The sequence below is a fragment of the Azospirillum sp. OGB3 genome (assembly GCF_014192915.1).
Classification (GTDB): Bacteria; Pseudomonadota; Alphaproteobacteria; order Azospirillales; family Azospirillaceae; genus Azospirillum.
This window is the reverse complement of the sequence record NZ_JACHYN010000003.1, coordinates 208,334-230,540: the sequence shown is the minus strand read 5'-3', so window position 1 is coordinate 230,540 and position 22,207 is coordinate 208,334. Positions and strand designations below refer to the sequence as shown.

Genomic DNA, 22,207 nt, shown 5'->3' with positions numbered 1-22,207 from the left:
GACAACGACGGTCTACTTGTTCGGCAACTTTGTGAAAGTTGCTGATATGGTCGACACGTCCCTTTCCCCCGTTCACGTCATCGGCGGCGGCCTTGCCGGGTCCGAAGCCGCTTGGCAGCTCGCCCAGCGCGGCGTTCCCGTCGTGCTGCACGAGATGCGGCCCGTCCGCCCGACCGAGGCGCACAGCACCGACCAGCTCGCCGAGTTGGTCTGCTCCAACTCCTTCCGGTCGGACGACGCGGAGTACAACGCCGTCGGTCTGCTGCACGAGGAGATGCGGCGCTGCGGTTCGCTGATCCTGCGCTGCGCCGACGCGCACAAGGTGCCGGCGGGTGGCGCGCTGGCCATGGACCGCGACGGCTTCGCGGGCGCCGTGACCGAGGCGATCACCAGCCATCCCCTCATCACCGTGGAGCGCGGCGAGGTCGCCGGCCTGCCGCCGGAGGCGTGGGACAGCGTCGTCATCGCCACCGGCCCCCTGACCTCCCCGCCGCTGGCCGAGGCCATCCGCAGCTTTACGGGCGAGGAGTCGCTGGCCTTCTTCGACGCCATCGCCCCCATTGTCTATCTGGAGAGCGTGGACCTGTCCAAGGCGTGGTTCCAGTCGCGCTACGACAAGCCCGGCCCCGGCGGCACCGGCAAGGACTACATCAACTGCGCCTTCGAGAAGGACGAGTACCGCGCCTTCATCGACGCCCTGCTGACCGCCGAAAAGGTGGACTTCAAGGAGTGGGAGAAGAGCACGCCCTACTTCGAAGGCTGCCTGCCCATCGAGGTGATGGCGGAGCGCGGGGTCGACACGCTGCGCTACGGCCCGATGAAGCCGGTCGGCCTGACCAACCCGCACAAGCCGGAACGCCGCCCCTACGCGGTGGTCCAGCTCCGCCAGGACAACGCGCTCGGCACGCTCTACAACCTCGTCGGCTTCCAGACCAAGCTGCGCCACGCCGAGCAGGCGCGGATCTTCCGCATGATCCCCGGCCTGGAAAAGGCGGAGTTCGCGCGGCTGGGCGGCCTGCACCGCAACACCTTCCTGAACAGCCCGCGCCTGCTGGACGGCGCGCTGCGGCTGAAGGCGCAGCCGCGCATCCGCTTCGCTGGCCAGGTGACGGGCTGCGAGGGCTATGTGGAAAGCGCCGCCGTCGGCTTGCTCGCCGGGCGCTTCGCCGCCGCCGAGCGGCTGGGCGGGGAGCCGTCCGCCCCGCCGGTCACCACCGCGCTGGGGGCGATCCTCGGCCACATCACCGGCGGCGCCAACGCCGATACCTATCAGCCGATGAACGTCAATTTCGGCCTGTTCCCGCCGGTGGACGATCGCATCCGCGGGCGTGACCGCAAGCTGGCCTACACCCGCCGCGCGCTGGAGGATCTGGAGGGGTGGCTAAAGGCCGCACCCGCCGTCACGGTCTGAAGCCCGGCAATTTCGGGAAAATTATCACGGAACTATAATAAAGGTCATAAGTGACGCTTAACCAATCCCATGGGACACTTTCTTTCGAATGGGTGAGAAAGTCTTCCGGCGGGATGGTTATGATTAGAACAAAATCATTGGTTGCCAAACAGGTGATCGTCATCGTGACGGTGACGATCATTTCCCTGGCGGTGGGGATTGCGGCCCTGACGGCCAAGAGCGGGTCGGACATCGAAACCCTGTCCTTCCAGAGCGGGGAGCAGCTTGGCCAGCGCTACGGCGAGATGGTCAACGCCCGGCTGGGCACCGCGATGGAAGCCGCTCGCTTCATCGCGACTTCCCTGGTCGGCCTGAAGGCCGCGGGCCGCACCGACCGGGAGCAGCTCTCCACCTGGCTCAAGAGCATCGCCGAGGCCAACCCGGATTTCCTCGGCGTGTGGGTGGGGATGGAGCCGAACGCCCTGGACGGCCGCGACGCGGAGTTCGCCAGCAAGCCGGGCTCCGACGCGTCCGGCCGGTTCCTTCCCTACTGGAACCGCGGGTCGGGGACGGTTGCGCTGGAGTCCCTCGTCGGCTATGACGATCCGGGCTCCGACGGCGCCTATTACCAGATCCCGAAGCGCACCGGGAAGGCCATGGTGGTGGAGCCCTACAGCTACATGGTCGCCGGCCGGAAGGTGCTGATGGTGTCCATGTCGGTTCCGATCGTCGAAAACGGCCGGGTCGTCGGGGTGGCCGGCGTCGATCTGTCCACCGACGGCATCTGGTCCATGCTGAAGACGGTGAAGCCCTTCGACAGCGGGTCCATCCACCTGATTTCCAACGACGGCGTCTGGGCCGGTCATCCCGATACCGAGCGGATGGGGCAACCGATCGGCGCATCGGACCCGGCGCTCGACGCCGCCAAACCGGCCGTCCGCGCGGGACGGAGTTTCGAGCAGATGGCGGTCGCCGACGGGCAGCCCGTGAAGCAGCTGTTCCTGCCGGTGAAGGTCGCGGGAACGGATACACCCTGGTCCCTGCTGGTCAACCTGCCGCTCGACAAGATCAACGCCCCGGTCCGGGACCTGCGCAACGCCACCATCATCGGCGGGCTGGTCCTGCTGGCCGCCCTGGTGACAGCGCTTTTGTTGGCCAGCCGCAGCATCGTGGGCCTGCCGTTGCGTCGCACCATCGCGACGCTGGACGCTGTGATTGCCGGGGACCGCGGCGTGGTCATCGCCGACACCGGCCGCACCGACGAAATCGGCGCCATCAACAAGGCCCTGAAGCTCTTCCAGGACAACACCACCCGCATGGCGGAGCTGGAGGAGGAGCGCCGCCGCGAGGAGCAGCGTGCCGCCGAGCGCCGCAAGGGCGACCTCGCCGACGTCGCCAGCCGGTTCGAGGCGTCGGTGGGCGGCGTCGTGCGCAACGTGTCGGAGCAGGCCGGCGCGATGCGCAGCACCGCGCAGAGCCTGTCGGCCATCGCCGCCCAGACCGACCGTCAGGCCGCCGCCGTGTCCACCGCCGCCGAGGAAGCCAGCCAGAACGTCCAGACGGTGGCCGCCGCGGCGGAGGAGCTGAGCTGTTCGATCCGCGAGATCAACGAGCGGATCGGCCGCTCCTCCCAGATGGCCGCCGAGGCGGTCGCCGAGGTGGAGCGCACCAACGCCACGCTGGAAGGGCTGTCCGCCGCCGCGCAGAAGATCGGCGACGTGGTGAACCTCATCCAGGGCATCGCCGGCCAGACCAATCTGCTGGCGCTCAACGCGACCATCGAGGCCGCCCGCGCCGGCGAAGCCGGCAAGGGCTTCGCCGTCGTCGCCAGCGAGGTGAAGAATCTCGCCAACCAGACCGCCAAGGCGACGGAGGACATCTCTCGGCAGATCGCCGACATGCAGACGGTCAGCGGCACGGTGGTCAGCGTCATCGGGACGGTGGGGCGGAGCATCATCGCCATCAACGAGACGATCACCGCCATCGCCGCCGCCGCGGAGCAGCAGGGCGCCGCCACCCAGGAGATCAGCCGCAACGTCCAGCAGGCGTCGATGGGCACCGCCGCCGTGTCGGTGAACATCGGCGGGGTGACCCAGGCGGCGGGGTCCACCGGCTCGATGGCCGATCAGGCGCTCAACGCCGCCGGCGACCTGTCGCGGGAGGCCGACCAGCTCCGCCAGGAGGTGGAGCGGTTCGTGGCGATGATCCGCGCCGCCTGACCGACAGGGGTCAGAACCTGCCGCGCAGCGCCGCCCAGGCCAGCTTGGCGTGGCGCAGCGGGTGGGGCATCAGAACGCGCGGGGCGAAGGGGTCGTTGCCCTCCCGCGCCAGCGCGTCCAGATGCAGCCCGGCCAGCACCGCCGGCAGCAGGGCCGACAGGGCGGCGCGCGGGACGGAGCGGCGCAGCGCGCGGGCCTTCGCCAGATGGTCGCGGGCGGCCTCCGCCACCTCGCGCACCACGGGGCGCAGCTCGGGGGTGGAGCGCAGTTCGAACAGGTCGCCCTGCTTGGCGCCGTGCGCCGCCATGCGGTCGGCGGGGAGAAGCTGGCGGTGCTGGCGGGCGTGGAAGGGCACCGCGCGGGCGATGCCGGCCAGCGCGTAGCCGATCCCGGCCTGACGCCCGGCCTCCGCCGCGTCGGCGTCCTTCGCGCCGAGGATCTCCAGCGCGAGCTGGACGAGTGGAGCGCCGGTGACCTCCGCGTAGTTGACCAGGCAGGACAGGTTGGCCGGCGGGGTGTCGTCCAGGTCGGCCTCCCGCGCGTCGATCAGCCGGTCGAACAGGGCGCGGCTCAGCCCACCTTCCCGCACGGCGGCGGCCAGCGGCTCCATCACCGCATGCTTGGGAACGGCGGCGCCCTCATAGACCTTGTCCAGCCCGTCGCGCCAGAATTGCAGCCGCATCTGGCCCAGAACCGGCTCGGTCACCACCTCGCGGGTCTTGGCGATCTCCAGGTTGAAGGCGTAGAGGGCGAACAGCGATTCGCGGCGCTCCGCCGGGGCGAAAAGGCACGTCAGGAAACGGTCGTTGTCATATTTCCTCACCTCCCGTCCGCAATAGGACAGGTCGGGGGTCGCCTTCGCCATGTGATGCCTGTTCTGGAAAAATGGGGGTGGCACAGTTTGGAAGCAGGGCAAAGCCCGCTCGCGCCTTATATTAGGCAGACAGGCTTCCCACACCAGCCCCGACGCGCAGCAGGCGGAACAATGGCCGATTTCAACATCGCCCCCACCAAGCCCCGCAAACCCAGCCCGGTCGCCCGCAAGGACGCGGACTCGGAGAATTTTCCGGTCGCCTCGCGCCTGCTGCCGAAGCATCTCCGGCCGCATGTCATGGCCTTCTACCGGTTCGTCCGGCTGGGCGACGACATTGCCGACGACCCCGATCTCGAACCGGAGACCAAGCTCGCCTATCTGGAGGCGCTGGAACGCTCGCTGACCACAGGGCAGGCCAAGCACGCCTATCTGAAGCCGGCGCTGGACCTGCGCGCCAGCCTGCAGGCGACCGGGGTCAGCGATCGCCACCCCCGGCAGGTGCTGCGCGCCTTCCGGCGCGACGCGGTGGGCGCACGCTGCCACAGCTGGAGCGACCTGCTGCTCTACTGCCGCTTTTCCGCCAACCCGGTCGGGCGCTACCTGCTGGACCTTCACGGCGAGGGTGTGGCCGCCGGTCCCGCGTCGGACGCGCTGTGCACCGCCTTGCAGGTGCTGAACCACCTCCAAGACTGCCGGGAGGACTGGAGCCAGCTCGGCCGCTGCTACATCCCGCTGGTCTGGTTCGACGATTCGGCGATCAGCGTCGAGCGGCTGGTGGAAACGGAGAGCGACGCCAAGCTGCGCGCCATCTTCGACCGCACGTTGGAGCACACCGACCGGCTGCTGGAACGCGCCGCCCCCCTGCCCGGCCTGATCCAGCATCGCGGCCTGCGTATGGAAGCCTCGGTGATCCTCAGCCTCGCCGAGTCGCTGGCGCAACGGCTGCGCAGCCGCGACCCGCTGAAGAAGCGGGTGGTGCTTGGCACGCATCATAAGCTGTTCGCCACCGCACGCGGGCTGGCGCGCGCCATCGGGAGCAAATAGACTCCGCACCCTTCGACCGCCACCACGCAGGACCGACGTATGCCGCAGCCATCGCTGGACTCGACGCAGAGCGACACCGCCGGCAGCCCGGCTGCCGCGGCGGCGGCGGTGACCGGACGGTCGGGCAGCACCTTCTACTGGCCGATGCTGCTGCTGCCCCGCTCCAAGCGGGCGGCGATGTTCGCCATCTACGCCTTCTGCCGGCGAATCGACGACATCGCGGACGAGCCCGGCGAGCCGGCGGAGAAGCGCGCGGCGCTCGACGCTTGGAGGACCGAGATCCGCGGCCTCTATGCCGGCGGCGCGCCGTCCAGCTCGTTGGGGGCGGCGCTGAAGGGCGCCATCGAACGCTACGGCCTGCCGCGCGGCGAGCTGGAAGCGTTGATCGACGGCATGGCGATGGACATCCCGGCGGATGGAGGCGACAGCGGGGGCATGACCGGCCCGGCGCTGCCGACCCTGCGGCTCTATTGCCGCCGCGTCGCCGGCGCGGTGGGCATGCTGGCGATCCGCGTGTTCGACCGCGCCGACGCCTCCACCGAAGCCTTCGCCTTGGCGCTGGGCGAGGCGTTGCAGTTGACCAACATCCTGCGAGACCTGACGGAGGACGCGGAGATCGGCCGCCTCTACCTGCCGCGCGAATTGCTCGACGAGGCCGGCATCGGCAGCTCCGACCCCGCCACCGTGCTCGCCCACCCCAACCTGCCCCGGACCTGCGAGGCGCTGGCCGTGCTGGCCGAGGAGCGCTTCGCCGAGGCGCGCCGCGCGCTGACCGACGGGCAGGCCGCCGGGCGGCGGGGCTCGCTGTGGGCGGCGGTCGCCATGATGGTGCTGTACCACCGGCTGCTTGTGCGACTGCGCGCCCGGGGCTGGCGCGACCTCGACCGGCGGGTGCGGGTCGGCAAGCGCGAGTGCGCACTGGTGGCCGTGCGCTGCGCGCTCGGCTATCCGCCCACCGCCTGACGGACGTCTTGGGCACCGTCCACATCGTCGGCGCCGGACTTGCCGGCCTGTCCGCCGCCGTCCGCCTGACCGAAGCGGGGCGGCGGGTCGTCCTGTATGAGGGCGCCCCGCAGGCCGGAGGGCGCTGCCGCTCCTTCCACGACGCCGCGCTGGACCGCATGGTGGACAACGGCAGCCATCTGGCGCTCAGCGGCAACCGCTCCCTGCTCGGCTATCTGGAACGGGTCGGCGCGAGCGATGCCCTGACCGAGTTGCGCCCCGCCGCCTTTCCCTTCCTCGACCTCGGCAACGGCGAGCGCTGGTGCCTGCGGCCGGGCGGGCTGTGGCTGTTCGACACGGCGCGCCGCGTGCCGGGAAGCCGCCCCGCCGATTACCTCGCCGCCTTACGCACCCTGACCGCCGGCCCCGGTGCGTCGGTGGCCGACGCCCTGCCTCCTGGCGGACCGCTCTACGAGCGGCTGTGGCGCCCGTTGGCCGTGTCGGTGATGAACGGGGCACCGGAGCGGGTGTCCGCCCGCCTGTTCGGCGCCGTGCTGCGGGAAACGCTGCTGCGCGGCGAGGCCGCCTGCCGTCCGCTGTTCGCCGAGAAGGGCCTGTCCGCCGCGCTGGTCGAACCCGCGGTGGCGTGGCTGACGCGGCACGGCGCCGAGTTGCGCACCGGCGCGCGGGTGGACGGGCTGGAGCGCGCGGGGGAGCGCGTCGCCGCCCTGTCGGTGGACGGCGAACGCATCGCGCTCGGCAGCGACGACGCGGTGGTCCTGGCGGTGCCGGCCTGGATCGCCGGACGCCTGCTTCCCGAGGCCGTACCCATCTCCGCGAACGGCCGGGCCATCGTCAATGCCCACTTCCGTTTGCCAGCCCCGATCGACTTGCCCGGCGGCCTGCCCTTCCTGGGGCTGGTCGGCGGAACGGCGGACTGGCTGTTCCGGCGCGGCGACGTGCTGTCGGTGACGGTCAGCGACGCCGATGCGCTCGCCACCCTGCCCGCTGACGCGGTTGCCGCCACGTTGTGGCGCGACGTGGCGCGGGCGCTCGGCACGCCCGGCGCAGCCCTGCCGCCGCACCGAATCATCAAGGAGCGCCGGGCGACTCCGGACCAGTCCCCTGTCCATGCGGCGAATCGCCCCGGTCCCCAGACCGCCTTGAAAAACCTTGTTCTGGCCGGCGATTGGACGAAGATGGGGCTTCCTGCGACGCTTGAAGGTGCGGTCCGCTCCGGCGAGATCGCCGCTCAGGCGGTGCTGACCGCAGGGATTACCACCTTTTCGCGTCTCGGCCTTTTTCCAGCCTTCACTTTGCCGCGCCGCGGGCCTATTTGAGCGGACGGAGGTGCCGTGCCGCAAGGCACGGCCCGAGATGGGACAATCCAAGAAGAGAGGGTAACTCAATGGCGTTCGAACTGCCGCCGCTCCCGTATGGCTATGATGCTCTGCAGCCGTTCATGTCGTCGGAGACGCTGCACCTGCACCACGACAAGCACCACCAGACCTACGTCACCAACCTCAACAACCTGACGAAGGACAGCCCGCTGGCCAACGCCAGCCTGGAAGACGTCATCAAGCAGAGCTACGGCGACGCCTCCAAGCAGGGCCTCTTCAACAACGCCGGCCAGGTCTGGAACCACACCTTCTACTGGCAGAGCATGAAGAAGAACGGTGGCGGCGCCATCCCGGGCGAGCTTGAGAAGCGCCTGATCGCCGACTTCGGCAGCGTCGACAAGTTCAAGGAAGAGTTCTCGAACGCCGCCATCACCCAGTTCGGCTCGGGCTGGGCTTGGCTGTACATCGACGGCGGCAAGCTGAAGGTCACCAAGACCTCCAACGCCGACACCCCGCTGGCCCAGGGCCACTTTCCGCTGCTGACCGCCGACGTGTGGGAGCACGCCTACTACGTCGACTACCAGAACCGCCGCGCGGACTTCGTGAAGGCGTTCCTGGAGAGCCTGGTGAACTGGGAGTTCGTGGCCGAGCGCCTGTCGAAGGCCCCGGCCTGATCCCTTATCGGATCGCCAGAACGGAAAAGGCCCCCGATCCGGGGGCCTTTTTTCGTTTGGTCATTCGGTGCGAAGCGCGCGAAACGGATCACACCGGCAGCAGCGCCGCCCCCACCCGCCGGCCTTCGGCCAGCAGGACGTTGTAGGTCCGGCAAGCCGCCCCAGTGTCCATCACCTCGACCACCAGACCGGCGTCGCGCAGGCTCTGGCGCAGGGCCTTGGGCAGAAGCTGCATCCGGGTGCCGGAGCCGAGCAGCAGAAACTCCACCCGCGGCTCCGCTGCGATGACTTGGGCGAAGTCTTCCGCCGTCAGGGCGGCGAAGTCCTGGGGACGCCAGGGCTCCGTGCGGTCGGGAAGCACCACCACCGCACCGGTGCGCCATTGCCCGGACACGCAGAATTGCCCTTCCCCGTAACCGTCGATGACCTGCCGGTCCGACGGGATGATCGGCGTGATGTCCGCCATCTCTTGTCCGTTTCCTGTTCTTTCCGATCACGGCGTCGGGTTGGCGGCCGGGGCCGCGTTGTCCGCCGGCGCGTTGCGGCGCAGCCGGTTCTCGCCCAGGAACAGCAAGATGGGGGCGGCGATGAAAATGGACGAGGAGGTCGCCAGGAAAATGCCGAAGATCAGCACGATACCGAAGTCCTGCAGCGCCTCGCCGCCGAAGAAGGCCAGCGGCAGGATCGACAGCAGCGTCGACATGGAGGTGCCCAGCGTGCGGTTCAGCGTCTCGTTGATCGAGCGGTCGATCAGCTCGCGCAACGGCATCTTCTTGTAGATGCGCAGATTTTCGCGCATGCGGTCATAGACCACGACCTTGTCGTTGGTCGAATAGCCCATGATCGTCAGGATCGCCGCGATGGCCGTCAGGTTGAACTGCATCCCGGTGATCGCGTAGAAGCCGACCACCTTCGTCACGTCCAGCAGCAGCGTCACGATGGCGCCGAAGCCGAACTGCCATTCGAAGCGGAACCAGATGTAGACCAGCATCGCCAGAAGCGCGAGGCCGAGCGCCAGCATGCCGTTGAAGAACAGCTCGCCGCTGACCGACGCGCCGACCGCCTCGACGCGGCGCACGGTGGTGCCGGGAATCTCCTGGGCGAGCGTGGCCCTCACCTTGTCGGCGGCCACCTGCTGGGCCGCGTCGTCGCCCGGCTGGCGTTCCAGCCGGATCAGCACGTCCTGGGGCGAGCCGAACTCCTGCAACGCCACCTGCCCCATGTTGAGCTGGGTCAGCGTGTGGCGCAGCGAGGCGAAGTCGGCGGCCTGCGGCGTGCGCGCCTCGATGACGATGCCGCCGCGGAAGTCGATGCCGTAGTTCAGCCCGGGATAGAAGAACAGCACCACCGACGCGATCGACAGGAACGCCGACACGATCAGGCCGGCGTGTCGCCCGCGCATGAACTGGATGTTGGTGTTGTCAGGGACCAGACGAAGCCGGAACATGGGAATGACCTCTTACACCGGCAGGGCGGCCGGCCGCGTCTTGCGCAGCCAACTGACCATCATGAGACGCACGAGCACGGTGGCCGTGAACAGCGAAATCAGGATGCCGAAGGTGATGGTGACGGCAAAGCCCTTGATCGCGCCGGTGCCCAGCACGAACAGGATGGCCATCTTGATGGCGGTGGTCAGGTTGGCGTCCACGATGGTGGAGTAGGCGCGGTTGAAGCCGGCCTCCACCGAGCCGAAGACGCCGCGGCCCTTCTTCGTTTCCTCGCGGATGCGCTCGTTGATCAGAATGTTGGCGTCGACCGCCAGACCGAGCGACAGCAGGACGCCGGCGATGCCCGGCAGCGTCAGCGTCGCCTGGAGCAGGGACAGCGCGGCCAGCGTCAGGATGGTGTTGACCAGCAGGGCGAAGCAGGCGAAGGCACCGAACAGGCCGTAGGCGGCGATCATATAGGCGCAGACCAGCACGAAGCCGATGCCCACCGACATCAGGCCGGCGCGGATGGAGTCGGCGCCGAGGTCAGGGCCGACCGTGCGCTCCTCGATCACTTTCAGCGGGGCCGGCAGCGCGCCGGCGCGCAGCAGGACGGCGAGGTCGTTGGCGTCGGCGGCGGTGAAGCTGCCGCTGATCTGGCCACGCCCGCCGGTGATCGGCTCGCGGATCACCGGGGCGCTGATGACCTTGTTGTCGAGCACGATGGCGAAGGGCCGGCCGACGTTGGCGCGGGTCACGTCGGCAAAGCGGCGGGCGCCGATGCTGTCGAATTCGAAATTGACCACCCACTCGCCGGTCTGTGGGTTGCTGCCCGCGGTGGCGTTGGTCAGGTTGGCGCCGTCCACTTCGACCTTCTTGCGGATGACGTAGGCGCTCTGCGCCCGCCCGCCTTCCGCCGAGGGCAGAATGTCGGTGCCCGGAGGGGCGCGGCCGGCGCTCGGGTCGGCGTTCATGTCGACCAGCCGGAAGGTCATCTTCGCCGTGGTGCCGAGCAGCCGCTTCACGCGGTCGGGGTCCTCGACGCCGGGAAGCTGGACCAGGATGCGGTCGGCGCCCTGGCGGGCGATGGTCGGCTCGTTGACGCCGGTCTCGTCGATGCGGCGGCGCACGATCTCGATGGATTGTTCGATGGCCTGGGTGGCGCGCTCGCGCAGCGCGATCTCGCTGAGCCGGGCGGTGACGCTGCCGCCGCTGGCGGTGACCTCCAGGTCGGGCTGGCCGCCGCCGAGCGGTCCGCCGCCGATGGTGTTGGCGAGCTGGCGCAGCGCCCGCACCGCCGTGTCGCCCTGCGCCGGGTCGCGGAGCTGCACGGTGATGCCGCGGTCGCCCGGGTTGATCGCCGTGTAGCCGACATTGTCGTTGCGCAGCTGGGTGCGCGCCGAATCGACCAGGCTTTCGACGCGGTCACGGATGACCGCGCCCATGTCCACCTCGAGCAGCAGGTGCGACCCGCCGCGCAGGTCGAGGCCGAGGTTGACCCGGCTGTGCGCGTACCAGTTCGGCAGGGCCGACAGCGTCTCGCGGCTGAAAAAATTCGGCAGCGTGAGGATGGTCCCGAGCACGCAGATCGCGACGATCAGAAAAATCTTCCAGCGCGGAAAATACAGCATTCGTAAACCAGTCCCGTTCGCTACCGGAGAACCGCGTTACTTGCGGTCCACGACCTTCTCTTCAGCCTTGTCGTCGGCGCTCTTGGCCGGCTCGGACTTCGACAGCACGAGGTTCACGGTGGAGCGCATGACGCGGACACGGACGTTCTCGGCGATCTCGACCTGGAGTTCGTCGTCCGGGCCGACCTTGGTGATCGTGCCGATGATGCCGCCGCCGGTCACCACGCGGTCGCCGCGACGGATGGCCTCCAGCATGCCCTTGTGTTCCTTCATCTTCTTCTGCTGCGGACGGATCAGCAGGAAATAGAAGACGACGAAAATCAGGATCAGCGGCAGGAACTGCACGATCATGTCGGCCCCACCGGCGGCGGGCGCGGCGGTCTGTGCATAGGCCGTCGAAACGAACATCTGGAGGCTCCCTGTGGTTTGGTTCCGAAGGCGCAGCGGGCGCTCGCGGACGCGGCGACTATAACGGTCCGGGCCGTCGATGCAATGGAATAGGGGTACGCCCGCCGGGCTTCAAGGGCCGCGGCTGTCCATCACGGCAAAGAGAAGCAGGAAGCGGCGCGTGCAGGGCGCCTCCACCGGCTCCACTCCATGGAAGGACCGGTCGGACGGCGCGTAGGCCAGCAGATGGTTCGGCAGGAAGGGCGCGGTGCCGGCCAGTTCGAAATCCTCGCGCGGGAACCGCTCCGTCGACCGCCCGGCGTTGGCGGTGAAGGACGGATCGCGCGGCCGGTACAGCGCCGTCCCGAGATCGGGGCGGCTGCCGTCCGCCGGCATGTAGAGCAGCATGGACAGGAAGGTGCCGAACACGTCGGTGTGGGGCAGCATGGAATGGCCCGCATGGTCCTCGACCAGCCGCGCATAGACCGTCGCCGGCCGGGCTGCGACGGGCGTCTCCAGCTTGGCGGCGAGCGAGGGGAAGCGCGGGGCGAGACGTTTCAGCGTCTCCGGCCCGAACAGGGAATCGCGGACCTCCCGCCAGACCGCGGAGGCCTCCGGCTCCATCTCCCGCAGATTGCGGTCGGTCAGCACCATCTGATGGCGCTGGGGAAGCGTGTCCATCTGCAGGAGGGCCAACGCCTCGAACCGCGGCCATTGGGCGACCGCGCGAGCGTAGAGGTCGGCCGGCAGGGCGTCCGGCACCACCAGATGCGGGAAAGGGTCTTCGCGAAGGGGCGTTTCCTCCAGCCGCCGCAGGACATGGTCGGCGCTCCCCGCCGGCTTCGGGAGATCGGTGGAACGTTCTGCGTGCATGGCCGGCCCTCGGTTCGCGCTGGGCGCACCATAACGGCGCGCACGCCTCCCCCGCAAGCGCGCCTCCTTGTCCGGCGGCGCGCCGGCGGGTTAGGGTCGGCGCAACGAAACCGGAAGAAACGCCTGCGAAGGAACACGATGTCGGACGCCCAGTTGCTGCCCCTCCTCACCCGCATCGCCGAGGCCCTGGAACGGCTCGCACCGCCGCCGCCGGGCCGGCTCGACCTCGGCGCCGCCGACGCCTTCGTCTGGCACGCCGATCCCGACCGGCTGGAGCCGGTGCCCGCCGTCAACCGCGTGGAGATCGGCCTGCTGCGCGGCGTCGAACGCCAGCGCGACATCCTGCTGGACAACACCACCCGCTTCGCCACCGGCCTGCCGGCCAACAACGCCCTGCTCTGGGGCTCGCGCGGCATGGGCAAGAGCTCGCTGGTCAAGTCGGTTCACGCCGCGGTGGCGCAGGACCATCCCGGCACGCTGGCGCTGGTGGAGATCCATCGCGAGGACATCCCCACCCTGCCCCGCCTGCTCGCCCGGCTGAAGGACGAGCCGCGCCGCTTCATCCTGTTCTGCGACGACCTGTCCTTCGACCATGACGACGCGCATTACAAGTCGCTGAAGGCCGTCCTGGAGGGCGGGATCGAGGGGCGTCCGGAGAATGTGGTGTTCTACGCCACCTCCAACCGCCGCCACCTGATGCCGCGCGACATGATCGAGAACGAGCGCTCCACCGCGATCAACCCGGCGGAGGCGGTCGAGGAGAAGGTGTCGCTGTCCGACCGCTTCGGCCTGTGGCTGGGCTTCCACAACTGCGACCAGCCGACCTACTTCGCGATGATCGAGGGCTACGCCGCCCGCTTCGGGCTGGACATCCCGGCGGAGCAGCTGCGGGCCGAGGCCGTGGAATGGTCGGTGACCCGCGGCAGCCGCTCCGGCCGGGTGGCCTGGCAGTTCATCCAGGACCTGGCTGGCCGTCTGGGGAAGCCCCTTCGCTGACCCGCGGCTCCATGCGGTCGCGCGGATCGACCGCTTGGCTGCCCTTGCGCAGTTCGAAATGAAGCTGCGGGCTCGTCACCGATCCGGTCTGACCGACCGTGCCGATGGCCTGCCCGCGCTTCACCGCCACGCCCCGCTCGACGTCGATGCGGTCGAGATGGGCGTAGGCGGTGATGAAGCCGTCCGAATGCTTCACCAGCAGCAGGTTGCCGAAGCCGCGCAGTTCGTTGCCGGCGTAGGCGACGACACCGTTGTCGGCGGCGACCACCGCCGTTCCCTTGCTGGCGGCGATGTTCAGGCCGTCGTTGTGCAGACCGTCCGGCTTCGGCCCGAAGGTCGAGATCACCTTCCCCTTCACCGGCCAGAGCAGGCGCCCGGTGGCGCGCTGCGACGTCGCTTGCTCCGCGGCCTTCGGCGGCGGGGGCGGAGCGGCGGCGACCTCCTGTGCCGGCGGCGGTGGCGGGACCGGAGCGGCCTCGACGGCACGCGGCGCGGGTGCCGGCTCCGGAACGGCGGGCTTCTGGCCGGGCGGGCGCAGCGAGGTCGGGGCCTGCCCCGGCTGATAGACGGGCGCCGCCGACGCCACCTCCGGCGCGCCGGACGGCTTGGCACCGGGCGCCGGCGCGAGGACGGTCGCGGTCTGTGAGGGGCTTTCCACCGGGGCCGGTGTCGATGCCGATGCGCCCGGCGGCGGCAGCTCCGCCGCCTGGATGGACCCGCGCGACACCTGCTTGACCGGCGCCGAGGCCACCACGCCGCCGACGGCGGCCCCCGCGCTGGAGGACGGCGCCTGGGCCACCGCGGTGCCGCCCGGGGCATCACCGCCCGGCAGGCGCAGCGGTTGCCCGGCCTGAACCGCGTAGGGCGCGGTCAGACCGTTGAGCCGGGTCAACTCGCTCATGTCCGCGCTGAACATGCGGGAGATGCCGTACAGCGTGTCACCGCGCTGGACGATGTATTGGCGCGACACCGGCAGGACGAGGCGCTGCCCAACCTGGAGCTGGTAAGGCGGCGACAGGTGGTTGACCTCCAGCAGGTCGCGCAGCGGCACGTTGTAGCGCCGCGACAGCGAATAGGCGGAGTCCCCGCGCTGCACGATGACGGCGCCTCCGATCGAATCCGGGGTGTTGGACACCGAGGTGACCGGCGCGAGATCGCCGGTGCGCTGCTGGCAGGCGGCGAGCAGCGGGATCACCGCCAGCGCCGCGACAAGGGAGCGTCCTGTCACGCCGAATGGCACGCCGAACGGGCCGGCTATTCCGTTCCGGCGGGGGACGGAGGGTCGGACAGCAACGGTACGAAGCGGACGGGCCACAAGTCCTCCCGTGTAAGACCGGTTTCGGTCCGCCGGATGCGGACGACCCGCTGGCCGCGGTAGTCGCCCCCCAGCGGGATGACCATGACACCACCAACGGCGAGCTGATCCGTCAAGTCCTTTGGCGCATCGGGGCCTCCGGCGGCCGTGACCAGTATGCGCTCGAACGGCGCCTGCTCGGGCCAGCCCTTCGTCCCGTCGCCGTGGCGGGTCGTGATGTTGTTCAGGCGCAGAGCCTGGAATCGCGCCTCCGCCTCGGTCAGCAGCGGCCGCAGCCGCTCGACGGTGTAGACCCGTCGGCACAGCCGCGACAAAACCGCCGCCTGATAGCCGGAGCCGGTGCCGATCTCCAGCACCGTCTGCCGCTCCCCCAACTCCAGGGCCTGGGTCATCAGCGCCACGATCAAAGGCTGGCTGATGGTCTGGCCAAGGTCGATGGGAAGCGCCGTGTCCTCCCACGCTTGATCCTGGAAGGGGGCGGGGACGAAGCGCTCGCGCGGGATTCGCTCGATCGCGGCCAGAACCCGGGTGTCGGTCACGCCATTGCGGCGCAACGCCATCAGAAGCCGGATCTTGCGAGCCTCGACCGTCACATCCTACCCATTCACCTCGGAAGTCATCTTACTCGAACGCGTGCCGCAAGGTCTGGAGCGTCGGCGTGTGCGTCAGGTCCAGATAGACCGGCGTCACCGAAATACCGCCGTGGAAGACCACATGGATGTCGGTGTCGGGCGCCACGTCGGCCTCGCCGCGCAGGGTTCCGATCCAAATATAGGGCTTGCCGCGCGGATCGACACGCTCCACCAGCTCGTCGCCGATCTTGCGCTTGCCGTGGCGGACCACCTGGATGCCTGTGACCTCCGCCGCCGGGCAGGCCGGGAAGTTCACGTTGAGCAGGACGTATTTCGGCCAGGGCGTGGAGACGGCCTTGCGGATCACCTCCGCCCCCCAGCGCTCCGCCGCCGACCAGTCGATCTGGGCGCGGTTTTCGTAATGCTGGCTGAGCGCGATGGCCGGAACGCCCAGCAGGGTCGCCTCCATGGCCGCCGCGATGGTGCCCGAATAGGTCACGTCCTCGCCGATGTTGGAGCCCTGGTTGACGCCGGACAGGACCAGCGTCGGACGGGCGTCCTTCATGATGTGGTTGACGGCCAGCAGGACGCAGTCGGTCGGCGTGCCGTCCACCGTGTAGCGCCGCTCGTCCAGCTGGCGCAGCCGCAGCGGCCGGTTGATGGTCAGCGAATGGCTGGCCGCCGACTGCTCCATCTCCGGCGCCACCACCCAAACGTCGTCGGAGATGGAGCGGGCGATGGCCTCCAGGATTTTCAGGCCCGGCGCGTGGATGCCGTCGTCGTTGGTGACGAGAATGCGCGCGTTCGACAGGTCGAGCGGGTGATCGAACATCAGGCGGTGATCCTTTCCAGCCCGCGCATGTAGGGCCGGAGCGCTTCGGGAACCAGGATGGAGCCATCGGGCTGCTGGTAGTTCTCCAGCACCGCGATCAGGCAGCGCCCGACCGCAACGCCCGAGCCGTTCAGCGTGTGGACGAACTGCGTCTGCTTCTCACCCTTCGGGCGGCAGCGGGCCTTCATGCGGCGGGCCTGGAAGTCGCCGCAGTTCGAGCAGCTCGAAATCTCGCGGTACATGTTCTGGCCGGGCAGCCAGACCTCGATGTCGTAGGTCTTGCGCGCTGAGAAGCCCATGTCGCCGGTGCACAGCGTTACCACGCGGTAGGGCAGCCCCAGCCGCTGCAGGATGGTCTCGGCGCACTGGGTCATGCGCAGGTGCTCCGCCTCCGACTGGTCCGGCGCGGTGACGCTGACCATCTCGACCTTCCAGAACTGGTGCTGGCGGATCATGCCGCGCGTGTCGCGCCCGGCCGACCCCGCCTCGGCGCGGAAGCAGGGGGTCAGCGCGGTGTAGCGGTGGGGCAGCTCTTCCGTCGCAACGATCTGGTCGTTGACGAGGTTGGTCAGCGGCACTTCCGAGGTCGGGATCAGATAGTGGTCGCCCGTGCGGAACAGGTCCTCCTCGAACTTGGGAAGCTGGCCGGTGCCGAACAGCGCGTTGTCGCGCACCATCAGGGGCGGCGCGATCTCGGTGTAGCCGTGCTCGCCGGTGTGGATGTCCAGCATGAAGTCGGCGAGCGCGCGCTCCAGCCGGGCCAGCCCGCCCTTGAGGACGGTGAAGCGGGCGCCGGACATGCGCGACGCCGCCTCGAAATCCATCAGGCCCAGCGCCTCGCCCAGCTCGAAATGCTGCTTGGCGTCGGCGATGGCCTTCGGCTCGCCCCAGCGGCGGATCTCGACGTTGGCGCTCTCGTCCGGGCCTTCCGGCACGTCGTCAGCAGGCCGGTTCGGAATGGAGGCGAGCAGGCCGTCCAGCTCGGCGCCCAGCGCCTTCTCCTCCTCCTCGACCTGGGGCAGCCGCTCCTTGAGCTGCGCCATCTCGTCCATCAGGGACTGGGCGTCGCGACCCTCCCGCTTGGCGAGGCCGATCTCCTTCGCCGCCTCGTTGCGGCGCGCCTGCATCTCCTGCAACTGGGTCTGCGCGGCGCGGCGGCGCGAATCGAGGTCCAGCACCGTCGGCGACATCGGCTCAAGGCCCCGGCGGGCGAGGCCGCGGTCGAAGGATTCGGGGTTCTCACGGATGGCGCGAAGGTCGTGCATGGCTCACGGCGATACGGAATGGGTGGGAGGCTGGTTATAGTCCGCCGTCGGGTGAAGGTCCAGAGGCGGAGCCGCGCCGAAGGGAAAGACCCTGAAATGATTGGTGTCCTATACTTATCGGTGGCGCCGGGAACGCGAATGCGTGCAGAACCCCGAAATCGACCGCTGCCCTCCCCACTCCGGACATGATCCTCGACACCCGCACCCTCGTCATCGTCCTGGTGGGCATCGGCGTTCTGCTGTCCATCGCCGCCTTCCTGACCTGGAGGGCGCACCGCCACATCACCGCGCTGGCCTATTGGGCCGTGGGAGCGCTGACCGGCACCGTCGGAATGGCCATGGTCACCGCTTACGGGGTCTGGCCGCCCGCCGCCGCCGTGCCGCTGAGCAACGCCCTGGTGGCCGCCACCTACATCCTGAATTGGTTCGGCGTGCGCAGCTTCGCCGGGCGGTCGATCCCCTGGCGCTTCGGGATGGCGCTGCTCGCCGTACTGACCACGGGCATCGCGTGGTTCGTGGTGGCAACCAACGACGTGACGGCGCGCATCCTGATCATGTCCGCCGGAATCACCGGCCTGTCGCTGCTGGCAGCCCTGGAGCTGTGGTGGATGGGGCCGGCGGACAAGCCTCGGCGGGCGCAGCGCGTCACCGCCCTGGTGTTCCTGTTCCACGCCCTGTTCGTGGCCGGGCGCGCCGTGCTGACCGCCTGGGGTGGGCCGGTGGACAGCATCCTGACACCCAGCCTGGTGCAAAGCGCCGGATTCCTGGAGGCCATCCTTGCGGTTACGGCCTGGGGATTCGGTTTCCTCGCCATGACCAGCGAGAAGCTTCAGGCGGATCTGGACCGCATCGGCACCATCGACCCGCTGACCGGCGCCTACAACCGCCGGGCCTTCCTGAAGCACGCCGAGCGGGAGTTGCTGCGAGCGCAACGCAACGGCGCGCCGCTGACCCTGCTGCTTCTCGATCTCGACCGCTTCAAGCGGGTCAACGACACCTTCGGCCATCTCGCCGGCGACGCTCTTCTCCGGCTCTTCTCCGAGACCGTCACGGCGCGGCTGCGCCGCACCGACCTGTTCGGGCGCTATGGTGGGGAGGAGTTCTGCCTGCTGCTTCCCGACACCGACCGCACCGGGGCGGCGACGTTGGCGGAGGCGCTGCGCCGCGACGTGGCGGCGCGGCCGCTGCCCTTCCAGGGCCACGAGATCGCTGCCAGCGTCAGCATCGGAATAGCCGCCTGCCGCAGCGGGGAGGATATCGACGCGGCACTGGCCGCCGCCGACCTGGCCCTCTACCGGGCCAAGCGGAACGGCCGCAATCAGGTGATGGTCGACGAAGCGACGGCGTAAGGCGCGACGGCCTTACGCCTGCTCGGCTTCCGTCTCGTCCGCGTCGCCGCGCGTCTTCTCGATGCGGCGGCCGATCAGGATCGACACCTCGTAGAGCGCCAGCAGCGGGATGGCGAGGCCGACCTGGCTGATGACGTCCGGCGGGGTCAGGACCGCCGCGACGACGAACACGAACACGATGGCGTAGCGCCGCTTGGTCGCCAGCGTCTCCGTCGTCAGCAGCCCGGCGCGGATCAGCAGGGTCAGCAGGACCGGAAGCTGGAAGGCCAGACCGAAGGCGAAGATCAGGTGCATCACAAGGCCGAGATACTCGCTGACGCGGGCCTCGAACTCGATCGGCAGGGCGCCGGCGTCCATGCCCGGGTGGAACTCGAACCCCAGGAAGAAGCGCCAGGCCAGCGGGAAGATGAAGTAGTAGACCATCGCCCCGCCCAGGAAGAACAGGATCGGGGTGGCCACCAGGAAGGGCAGGAAGGCCTTGCGCTCATGCTTGTAGAGGCCGGGCGCGACGAACATCCAGATCTGGCTGGCGACGATGGGGAAGGATAGGAAGCAGCCGGCCCAGAAGGCCACCTTCACATAGGTGAAGAAGGCTTCGGTCAGGCCGGTGTAGATCATCCGCCGCCCCTGCCCGGCCAGGATGTCGGCCAGGGGCTGGACCAGGAAGTTGTAGATGCGGTCCGAGAAGGCGTAGCAGACGAAGAAGGCGATGAAGATCGCCAGCGTCGCGTACATCAGACGGTTGCGCAGTTCGACCAGATGGTCGATCAGCGGCATCTTGCTTTCTTCCAGCTCGTCGTCGGTCTCGCCGGTCATGCGCGTTTCACCGGACACTGGGTCACGCCTGCTTGTTCGTGGTTGCCGCCGCAGCGGCGTCGGCGGAGGCCGGAACCGGCGGCTGGGCCGGGGCCGGAACGAATTCCGCGGGCGGAGCCGGAGGTGGAGGAGCCGTGACCGGCGGTTCGGTCGCCGGCTGCGGCTGGGCCGCCGTCACTTGCGGCGAACCGACGGGAGTCACAGGGGCCGGGCCGTCTTCCGGCGGGCTGCCAAAATGGCCGTTGTTTGCCCCGATGTCGGCCGCCACGTCGAACGCGCCCTTGAGTTCCCCCTTCGGATCGATCGTGTTCTCGACCATCTTCTGGAGGTTGGTGTCGCGGACCTTCAGCGCCTCCTTGCGGAGCTCGTCGAGCTCCGCCTCGCGCATCATGTCGTCGATGTGGCCCTGGAAATCACGCGCGACGACGCGCGCCTTCTTCACCCATTTTCCCAGGGTGTAGATGGCCTTGGGCAGGTCCTTCGGGCCGATCACCACGAGGGCGATGACCGCGATGACCATCAGTTCCGACCATGCGATGTCGAACATGGCTCCTCAGCCTTTCGAAGCGGCGCGGGGATGGGCGGCGCCGGACGGTCAGGTGCGGGCCGTCTCGTCCTTCTTCACGCCGGGGTCGGCAGCGGGCGGAACCGGGGCGGGCGGAACCGGATGGACCGAGGACACCGGCTGGGCCGGCGGGACCGGCTGGTTCGGCAGGACCTTGGAGTCGGCGCCGGGGGCGGTGCCCTCCTCCTCGTCCTTCAGGCCGGCCTTGAAGTTCTTGATGCCCTTGGCGAGGTCGCCCATGACCTTCGGCAGCTTGCCGGCGCCGAACAGGAGCAGGACGATCAGAAGGACGATGACCCAATGCCAGACGCTGGAGAATCCCATGACACACGTTTCCTGAACAGGCAGCCCAATGGCGGGGCGGCACTATGGCAGAAAGGTTCCCCTCCCGCAACGATCGGTCGGGCGAAACCGCTCAAACGACTAAGTGGGTGCACCGGCTGGAAAAACGAAGGCCTGACACAGGTCCATGCACACCGAAACGTGACTTTGCTCGGCGGGCAGGAACTGGCCCGGCATGCGGGAGTGCAGATGCACCGACCCGCCCTTTCCGTCCGGCACGTCGAGATGGACCAGGCTGGTCCGGCCCAGCAGACGGGCCGCCATCACGCGCGCCAGGACCGGCAGGTCGCCGGCGGGCACCGTGGCGGCGGGCTGGGCGGACAGCTTCAGCGCCTCCGGGCGGATCAGCACGTCCACGGCGGTGCCGTCGGCGATCTCCGTGGGGATCGGGCCGACCGGTGTGTCCACCGCCCCGTCCTGCACGATGCCCGCCAGCCGGTTGACCTCGCCGAAGAACTCGGCGGCGAAGGCGTTGACCGGGCGGGTGTAGAGGTCCACCGGGTTGCCGACCTGAACGACCTTGCCGGCGCGCATCAGCGCGATGCGGTCGGCCAGGAACATGGCCTCCTCCGGGTCGTGGGTGACCAGCATGGTGGCGGCGCCGTTCTGCTTCAGCACGTGCAGCGTCTCGTCGCGCACCTGCTCGCGCAGCCGGGCGTCCAGTCCCGAGAAGGGCTCGTCAAGAAGCAGAACCGCCGGGTTCGGGGCGAGGGCGCGGGCGAGCGCCACGCGCTGCTGCTGACCACCGGAAAGATGGTGCGGAAAGGAGTCGGCGTAGCCGGCCATGCCGACCTGCCCCAGCGACTCCAGCGCGCGCTTGCGCTGCGCCTCGCCGTACAGGGCGGTCAGGCCGAAGCGCACGTTGTCGAGCACCGACAGGTGCGGAAACAGCGCGTAATCCTGGAAGACGAGACCGACGCCGCGGCGTTCCGGCGGCACCGCGCCGCGCTCGTCCGCCACCACCGTTCCGCCGATCCGGACGGAGCCGGTCTGCACCGGCTCCAGCCCCGCCGCGATGCGCAGCAGCGAGGACTTGCCGCAACCGGACGGCCCGCACAGGCAGACGATCTCGCCCGCCCCGATGGTCACGCTGACGTCGTCGACGGCGACGACGCGCCCGTAGCGGTGGGTGACGGCGTCCAGCGCCAGGGCCTCCACCGCGATGGCGGCACCGCCGCCCTGCGGACCGAAGGCGTCGAGATGCCGCCCGTTGGCCGGCAGCGTGACGGGCGCGGCCTCGCAGGGCGCGCCCTCCCGCGGGTCGGCGCCGCCGCGGCCGAACAGGGCCGACGCCTTGTCGCGCAGCGCGGTGCGCAGGCGGGGCGGGCGCGGTTCGGAGACGGCGTCTCCTGAGGCGGAGAAAGGACGGGCGTCGGTGACGGACGGACGATCCATGGCGGTCCCAGTCTGAAGC

General features: G+C 69.3%; 22 protein-coding genes. 8 read left to right on the top strand and 14 right to left on the bottom strand.

The genetic code is table 11. The annotated features are described in order from the left end of the window. Positions 1-46: 46 nt before the first annotated feature. Together trmFO and FHW79_RS08540 are read left to right on the top strand one after the other, a co-directional pair. Positions 47-1,411, top strand: a complete 1,365-nt coding sequence (gene trmFO / locus FHW79_RS08545; protein ID WP_183178518.1) for a methylenetetrahydrofolate--tRNA-(uracil(54)-C(5))-methyltransferase (FADH(2)-oxidizing) TrmFO — start codon at positions 47-49, stop codon at positions 1,409-1,411. A gap of 137 nt (positions 1,412-1,548) precedes the next feature. Beyond that, the gene (locus tag FHW79_RS08540) at positions 1,549-3,609 is read left to right on the top strand and encodes a methyl-accepting chemotaxis protein (protein ID WP_247884237.1); all 2,061 of its coding nucleotides are present in this window, start codon (positions 1,549-1,551) and stop codon (positions 3,607-3,609) included. A gap of 10 nt (positions 3,610-3,619) precedes the next feature. Here the strand turns inward: FHW79_RS08540 and FHW79_RS08535 are convergent, their stop codons facing one another. Next, positions 3,620-4,474, bottom strand: coding sequence for a phytoene/squalene synthase family protein (locus FHW79_RS08535; protein WP_183178516.1), 855 nt, complete (start codon positions 4,472-4,474; stop codon positions 3,620-3,622). A gap of 120 nt (positions 4,475-4,594) precedes the next feature. Here FHW79_RS08535 and FHW79_RS08530 point away from each other — a divergent pair, with 120 nt between their 5' ends. The 4 genes from FHW79_RS08530 to FHW79_RS08515 all read left to right on the top strand — a co-directional run bounded on the left by FHW79_RS08530 (position 4,595) and on the right by FHW79_RS08515 (position 8,423). Further along, the gene (locus FHW79_RS08530) at positions 4,595-5,467 is read left to right on the top strand and encodes a squalene/phytoene synthase family protein (RefSeq protein WP_109072636.1); all 873 of its coding nucleotides are present in this window, start codon (positions 4,595-4,597) and stop codon (positions 5,465-5,467) included. Between the two features lie 39 nt (positions 5,468-5,506). Next, the gene (hpnD, locus tag FHW79_RS08525; protein ID WP_183178515.1) at positions 5,507-6,430 is read left to right on the top strand and encodes a presqualene diphosphate synthase HpnD; all 924 of its coding nucleotides are present in this window, start codon (positions 5,507-5,509) and stop codon (positions 6,428-6,430) included. A gap of 8 nt (positions 6,431-6,438) precedes the next feature. Then, positions 6,439-7,749 (top strand): hydroxysqualene dehydroxylase HpnE, encoded by a 1,311-nt coding sequence (gene hpnE, locus FHW79_RS08520; RefSeq protein ID WP_183178514.1) that lies wholly within the window; start codon positions 6,439-6,441, stop codon positions 7,747-7,749. Positions 7,750-7,817: 68 nt separating this feature from the next. After that, positions 7,818-8,423, top strand: coding sequence for a superoxide dismutase (locus FHW79_RS08515; protein ID WP_183178513.1), 606 nt, complete (start codon positions 7,818-7,820; stop codon positions 8,421-8,423). Positions 8,424-8,511: 88 nt separating this feature from the next. Here the strand turns inward: FHW79_RS08515 and FHW79_RS08510 are convergent, their stop codons facing one another. The 5 genes from FHW79_RS08510 to FHW79_RS08490 form a co-directional block, all read right to left on the bottom strand. Continuing rightward, on the bottom strand, positions 8,512-8,889 hold the full coding sequence (locus tag FHW79_RS08510; protein ID WP_183178512.1) for an Mth938-like domain-containing protein: 378 nt from the start codon (positions 8,887-8,889) through the stop codon (positions 8,512-8,514). Between the two features lie 27 nt (positions 8,890-8,916). Continuing rightward, positions 8,917-9,870 carry a protein translocase subunit SecF gene (gene secF / locus FHW79_RS08505; protein WP_183178511.1) on the bottom strand — a complete coding sequence of 318 codons (954 nt, stop codon included), beginning with the start codon at positions 9,868-9,870 and terminating at the stop codon, positions 8,917-8,919. Between the two features lie 12 nt (positions 9,871-9,882). Beyond that, positions 9,883-11,481 carry a protein translocase subunit SecD gene (gene secD, locus FHW79_RS08500; protein ID WP_183178510.1) on the bottom strand — a complete coding sequence of 533 codons (1,599 nt, stop codon included), beginning with the start codon at positions 11,479-11,481 and terminating at the stop codon, positions 9,883-9,885. Between the two features lie 36 nt (positions 11,482-11,517). Next, complete coding sequence (gene yajC, locus FHW79_RS08495) at positions 11,518-11,889, bottom strand: preprotein translocase subunit YajC (RefSeq protein WP_183178509.1); 372 nt, start codon at positions 11,887-11,889, stop codon at positions 11,518-11,520. A 111-nt stretch (positions 11,890-12,000) separates the two neighbouring features. Then, a complete protein-coding gene (locus tag FHW79_RS08490; RefSeq protein WP_183178508.1) occupies positions 12,001-12,741 on the bottom strand; it encodes a hypothetical protein in 741 nt (246 codons plus the stop codon). 138 nt (positions 12,742-12,879) lie between these two features. Between FHW79_RS08490 and FHW79_RS08485 the strand changes: the two genes are divergently transcribed. Next, positions 12,880-13,737, top strand: coding sequence for an ATP-binding protein (locus FHW79_RS08485; RefSeq protein ID WP_183178507.1), 858 nt, complete (start codon positions 12,880-12,882; stop codon positions 13,735-13,737). Here the strand turns inward: FHW79_RS08485 and FHW79_RS08480 are convergent. The 4 genes from FHW79_RS08480 to serS are packed head-to-tail and all read right to left on the bottom strand — an operon-like array spanning position 13,694 to position 17,721. Then, positions 13,694-14,965, bottom strand: coding sequence for a LysM peptidoglycan-binding domain-containing M23 family metallopeptidase (locus FHW79_RS08480; RefSeq protein ID WP_348984089.1), 1,272 nt, complete (start codon positions 14,963-14,965; stop codon positions 13,694-13,696). The genes FHW79_RS08485 and FHW79_RS08480 overlap by 44 nt on opposite strands. Before the next feature lie 26 nt (positions 14,966-14,991). Then, positions 14,992-15,645, bottom strand: a complete 654-nt coding sequence (locus tag FHW79_RS08475; protein ID WP_183178505.1) for a protein-L-isoaspartate(D-aspartate) O-methyltransferase — start codon at positions 15,643-15,645, stop codon at positions 14,992-14,994. A gap of 28 nt (positions 15,646-15,673) precedes the next feature. Beyond that, the gene (gene surE, locus FHW79_RS08470) at positions 15,674-16,456 is read right to left on the bottom strand and encodes a 5'/3'-nucleotidase SurE (protein ID WP_183178504.1); all 783 of its coding nucleotides are present in this window, start codon (positions 16,454-16,456) and stop codon (positions 15,674-15,676) included. Next, complete coding sequence (gene serS, locus FHW79_RS08465; protein WP_183178503.1) at positions 16,456-17,721, bottom strand: serine--tRNA ligase; 1,266 nt, start codon at positions 17,719-17,721, stop codon at positions 16,456-16,458. The genes surE and serS overlap by 1 nt, the downstream gene beginning before the upstream one ends. 185 nt (positions 17,722-17,906) lie before the next feature. Between serS and FHW79_RS08460 the strand changes: the two genes are divergently transcribed. Continuing rightward, a complete protein-coding gene (locus FHW79_RS08460; RefSeq protein WP_183178502.1) occupies positions 17,907-19,070 on the top strand; it encodes a GGDEF domain-containing protein in 1,164 nt (387 codons plus the stop codon). A gap of 12 nt (positions 19,071-19,082) precedes the next feature. On the opposite strand, the gene tatC is transcribed toward FHW79_RS08460, so the two are convergent. From tatC to FHW79_RS08440, 4 genes are all read right to left on the bottom strand, one after another. After that, entirely contained in the window at positions 19,083-19,886 is an 804-nt protein-coding gene (tatC, locus tag FHW79_RS08455) for a twin-arginine translocase subunit TatC (protein ID WP_183178501.1), read from the bottom strand. A gap of 22 nt (positions 19,887-19,908) precedes the next feature. Then, positions 19,909-20,433 carry a Sec-independent protein translocase protein TatB gene (gene tatB, locus FHW79_RS08450; protein WP_183178500.1) on the bottom strand — a complete coding sequence of 175 codons (525 nt, stop codon included), beginning with the start codon at positions 20,431-20,433 and terminating at the stop codon, positions 19,909-19,911. Between the two features lie 48 nt (positions 20,434-20,481). After that, the gene (locus FHW79_RS08445) at positions 20,482-20,775 is read right to left on the bottom strand and encodes a twin-arginine translocase TatA/TatE family subunit (protein ID WP_183178499.1); all 294 of its coding nucleotides are present in this window, start codon (positions 20,773-20,775) and stop codon (positions 20,482-20,484) included. Between the two features lie 99 nt (positions 20,776-20,874). Next, positions 20,875-22,188, bottom strand: coding sequence for an ABC transporter ATP-binding protein (locus tag FHW79_RS08440; protein ID WP_183178498.1), 1,314 nt, complete (start codon positions 22,186-22,188; stop codon positions 20,875-20,877). Positions 22,189-22,207: the final 19 nt, after the last annotated feature.

Coding starts and splice junctions, on each gene's coding strand:
- trmFO (WP_183178518.1), top strand. CDS start 47: ATGGTCGACACGTCCCTTTCCCCCGTTCACGTCATCGGCGGCGGCCTT.
- FHW79_RS08535 (WP_183178516.1), bottom strand. CDS start 4,474: ATGGCGAAGGCGACCCCCGACCTGTCCTATTGCGGACGGGAGGTGAGG.
- FHW79_RS08530 (WP_109072636.1), top strand. CDS start 4,595: ATGGCCGATTTCAACATCGCCCCCACCAAGCCCCGCAAACCCAGCCCG.
- hpnD (WP_183178515.1), top strand. CDS start 5,507: ATGCCGCAGCCATCGCTGGACTCGACGCAGAGCGACACCGCCGGCAGC.
- FHW79_RS08515 (WP_183178513.1), top strand. CDS start 7,818: ATGGCGTTCGAACTGCCGCCGCTCCCGTATGGCTATGATGCTCTGCAG.
- FHW79_RS08510 (WP_183178512.1), bottom strand. CDS start 8,889: ATGGCGGACATCACGCCGATCATCCCGTCGGACCGGCAGGTCATCGAC.
- secF (WP_183178511.1), bottom strand. CDS start 9,870: ATGTTCCGGCTTCGTCTGGTCCCTGACAACACCAACATCCAGTTCATG.
- secD (WP_183178510.1), bottom strand. CDS start 11,481: ATGCTGTATTTTCCGCGCTGGAAGATTTTTCTGATCGTCGCGATCTGC.
- yajC (WP_183178509.1), bottom strand. CDS start 11,889: ATGTTCGTTTCGACGGCCTATGCACAGACCGCCGCGCCCGCCGCCGGT.
- FHW79_RS08490 (WP_183178508.1), bottom strand. CDS start 12,741: ATGCACGCAGAACGTTCCACCGATCTCCCGAAGCCGGCGGGGAGCGCC.
- FHW79_RS08485 (WP_183178507.1), top strand. CDS start 12,880: ATGTCGGACGCCCAGTTGCTGCCCCTCCTCACCCGCATCGCCGAGGCC.
- surE (WP_183178504.1), bottom strand. CDS start 16,456: ATGTTCGATCACCCGCTCGACCTGTCGAACGCGCGCATTCTCGTCACC.
- serS (WP_183178503.1), bottom strand. CDS start 17,721: ATGCACGACCTTCGCGCCATCCGTGAGAACCCCGAATCCTTCGACCGC.
- FHW79_RS08460 (WP_183178502.1), top strand. CDS start 17,907: ATGATCCTCGACACCCGCACCCTCGTCATCGTCCTGGTGGGCATCGGC.
- tatC (WP_183178501.1), bottom strand. CDS start 19,886: ATGACCGGCGAGACCGACGACGAGCTGGAAGAAAGCAAGATGCCGCTG.
- tatB (WP_183178500.1), bottom strand. CDS start 20,433: ATGTTCGACATCGCATGGTCGGAACTGATGGTCATCGCGGTCATCGCC.
- FHW79_RS08445 (WP_183178499.1), bottom strand. CDS start 20,775: ATGGGATTCTCCAGCGTCTGGCATTGGGTCATCGTCCTTCTGATCGTC.
- FHW79_RS08440 (WP_183178498.1), bottom strand. CDS start 22,188: ATGGATCGTCCGTCCGTCACCGACGCCCGTCCTTTCTCCGCCTCAGGA.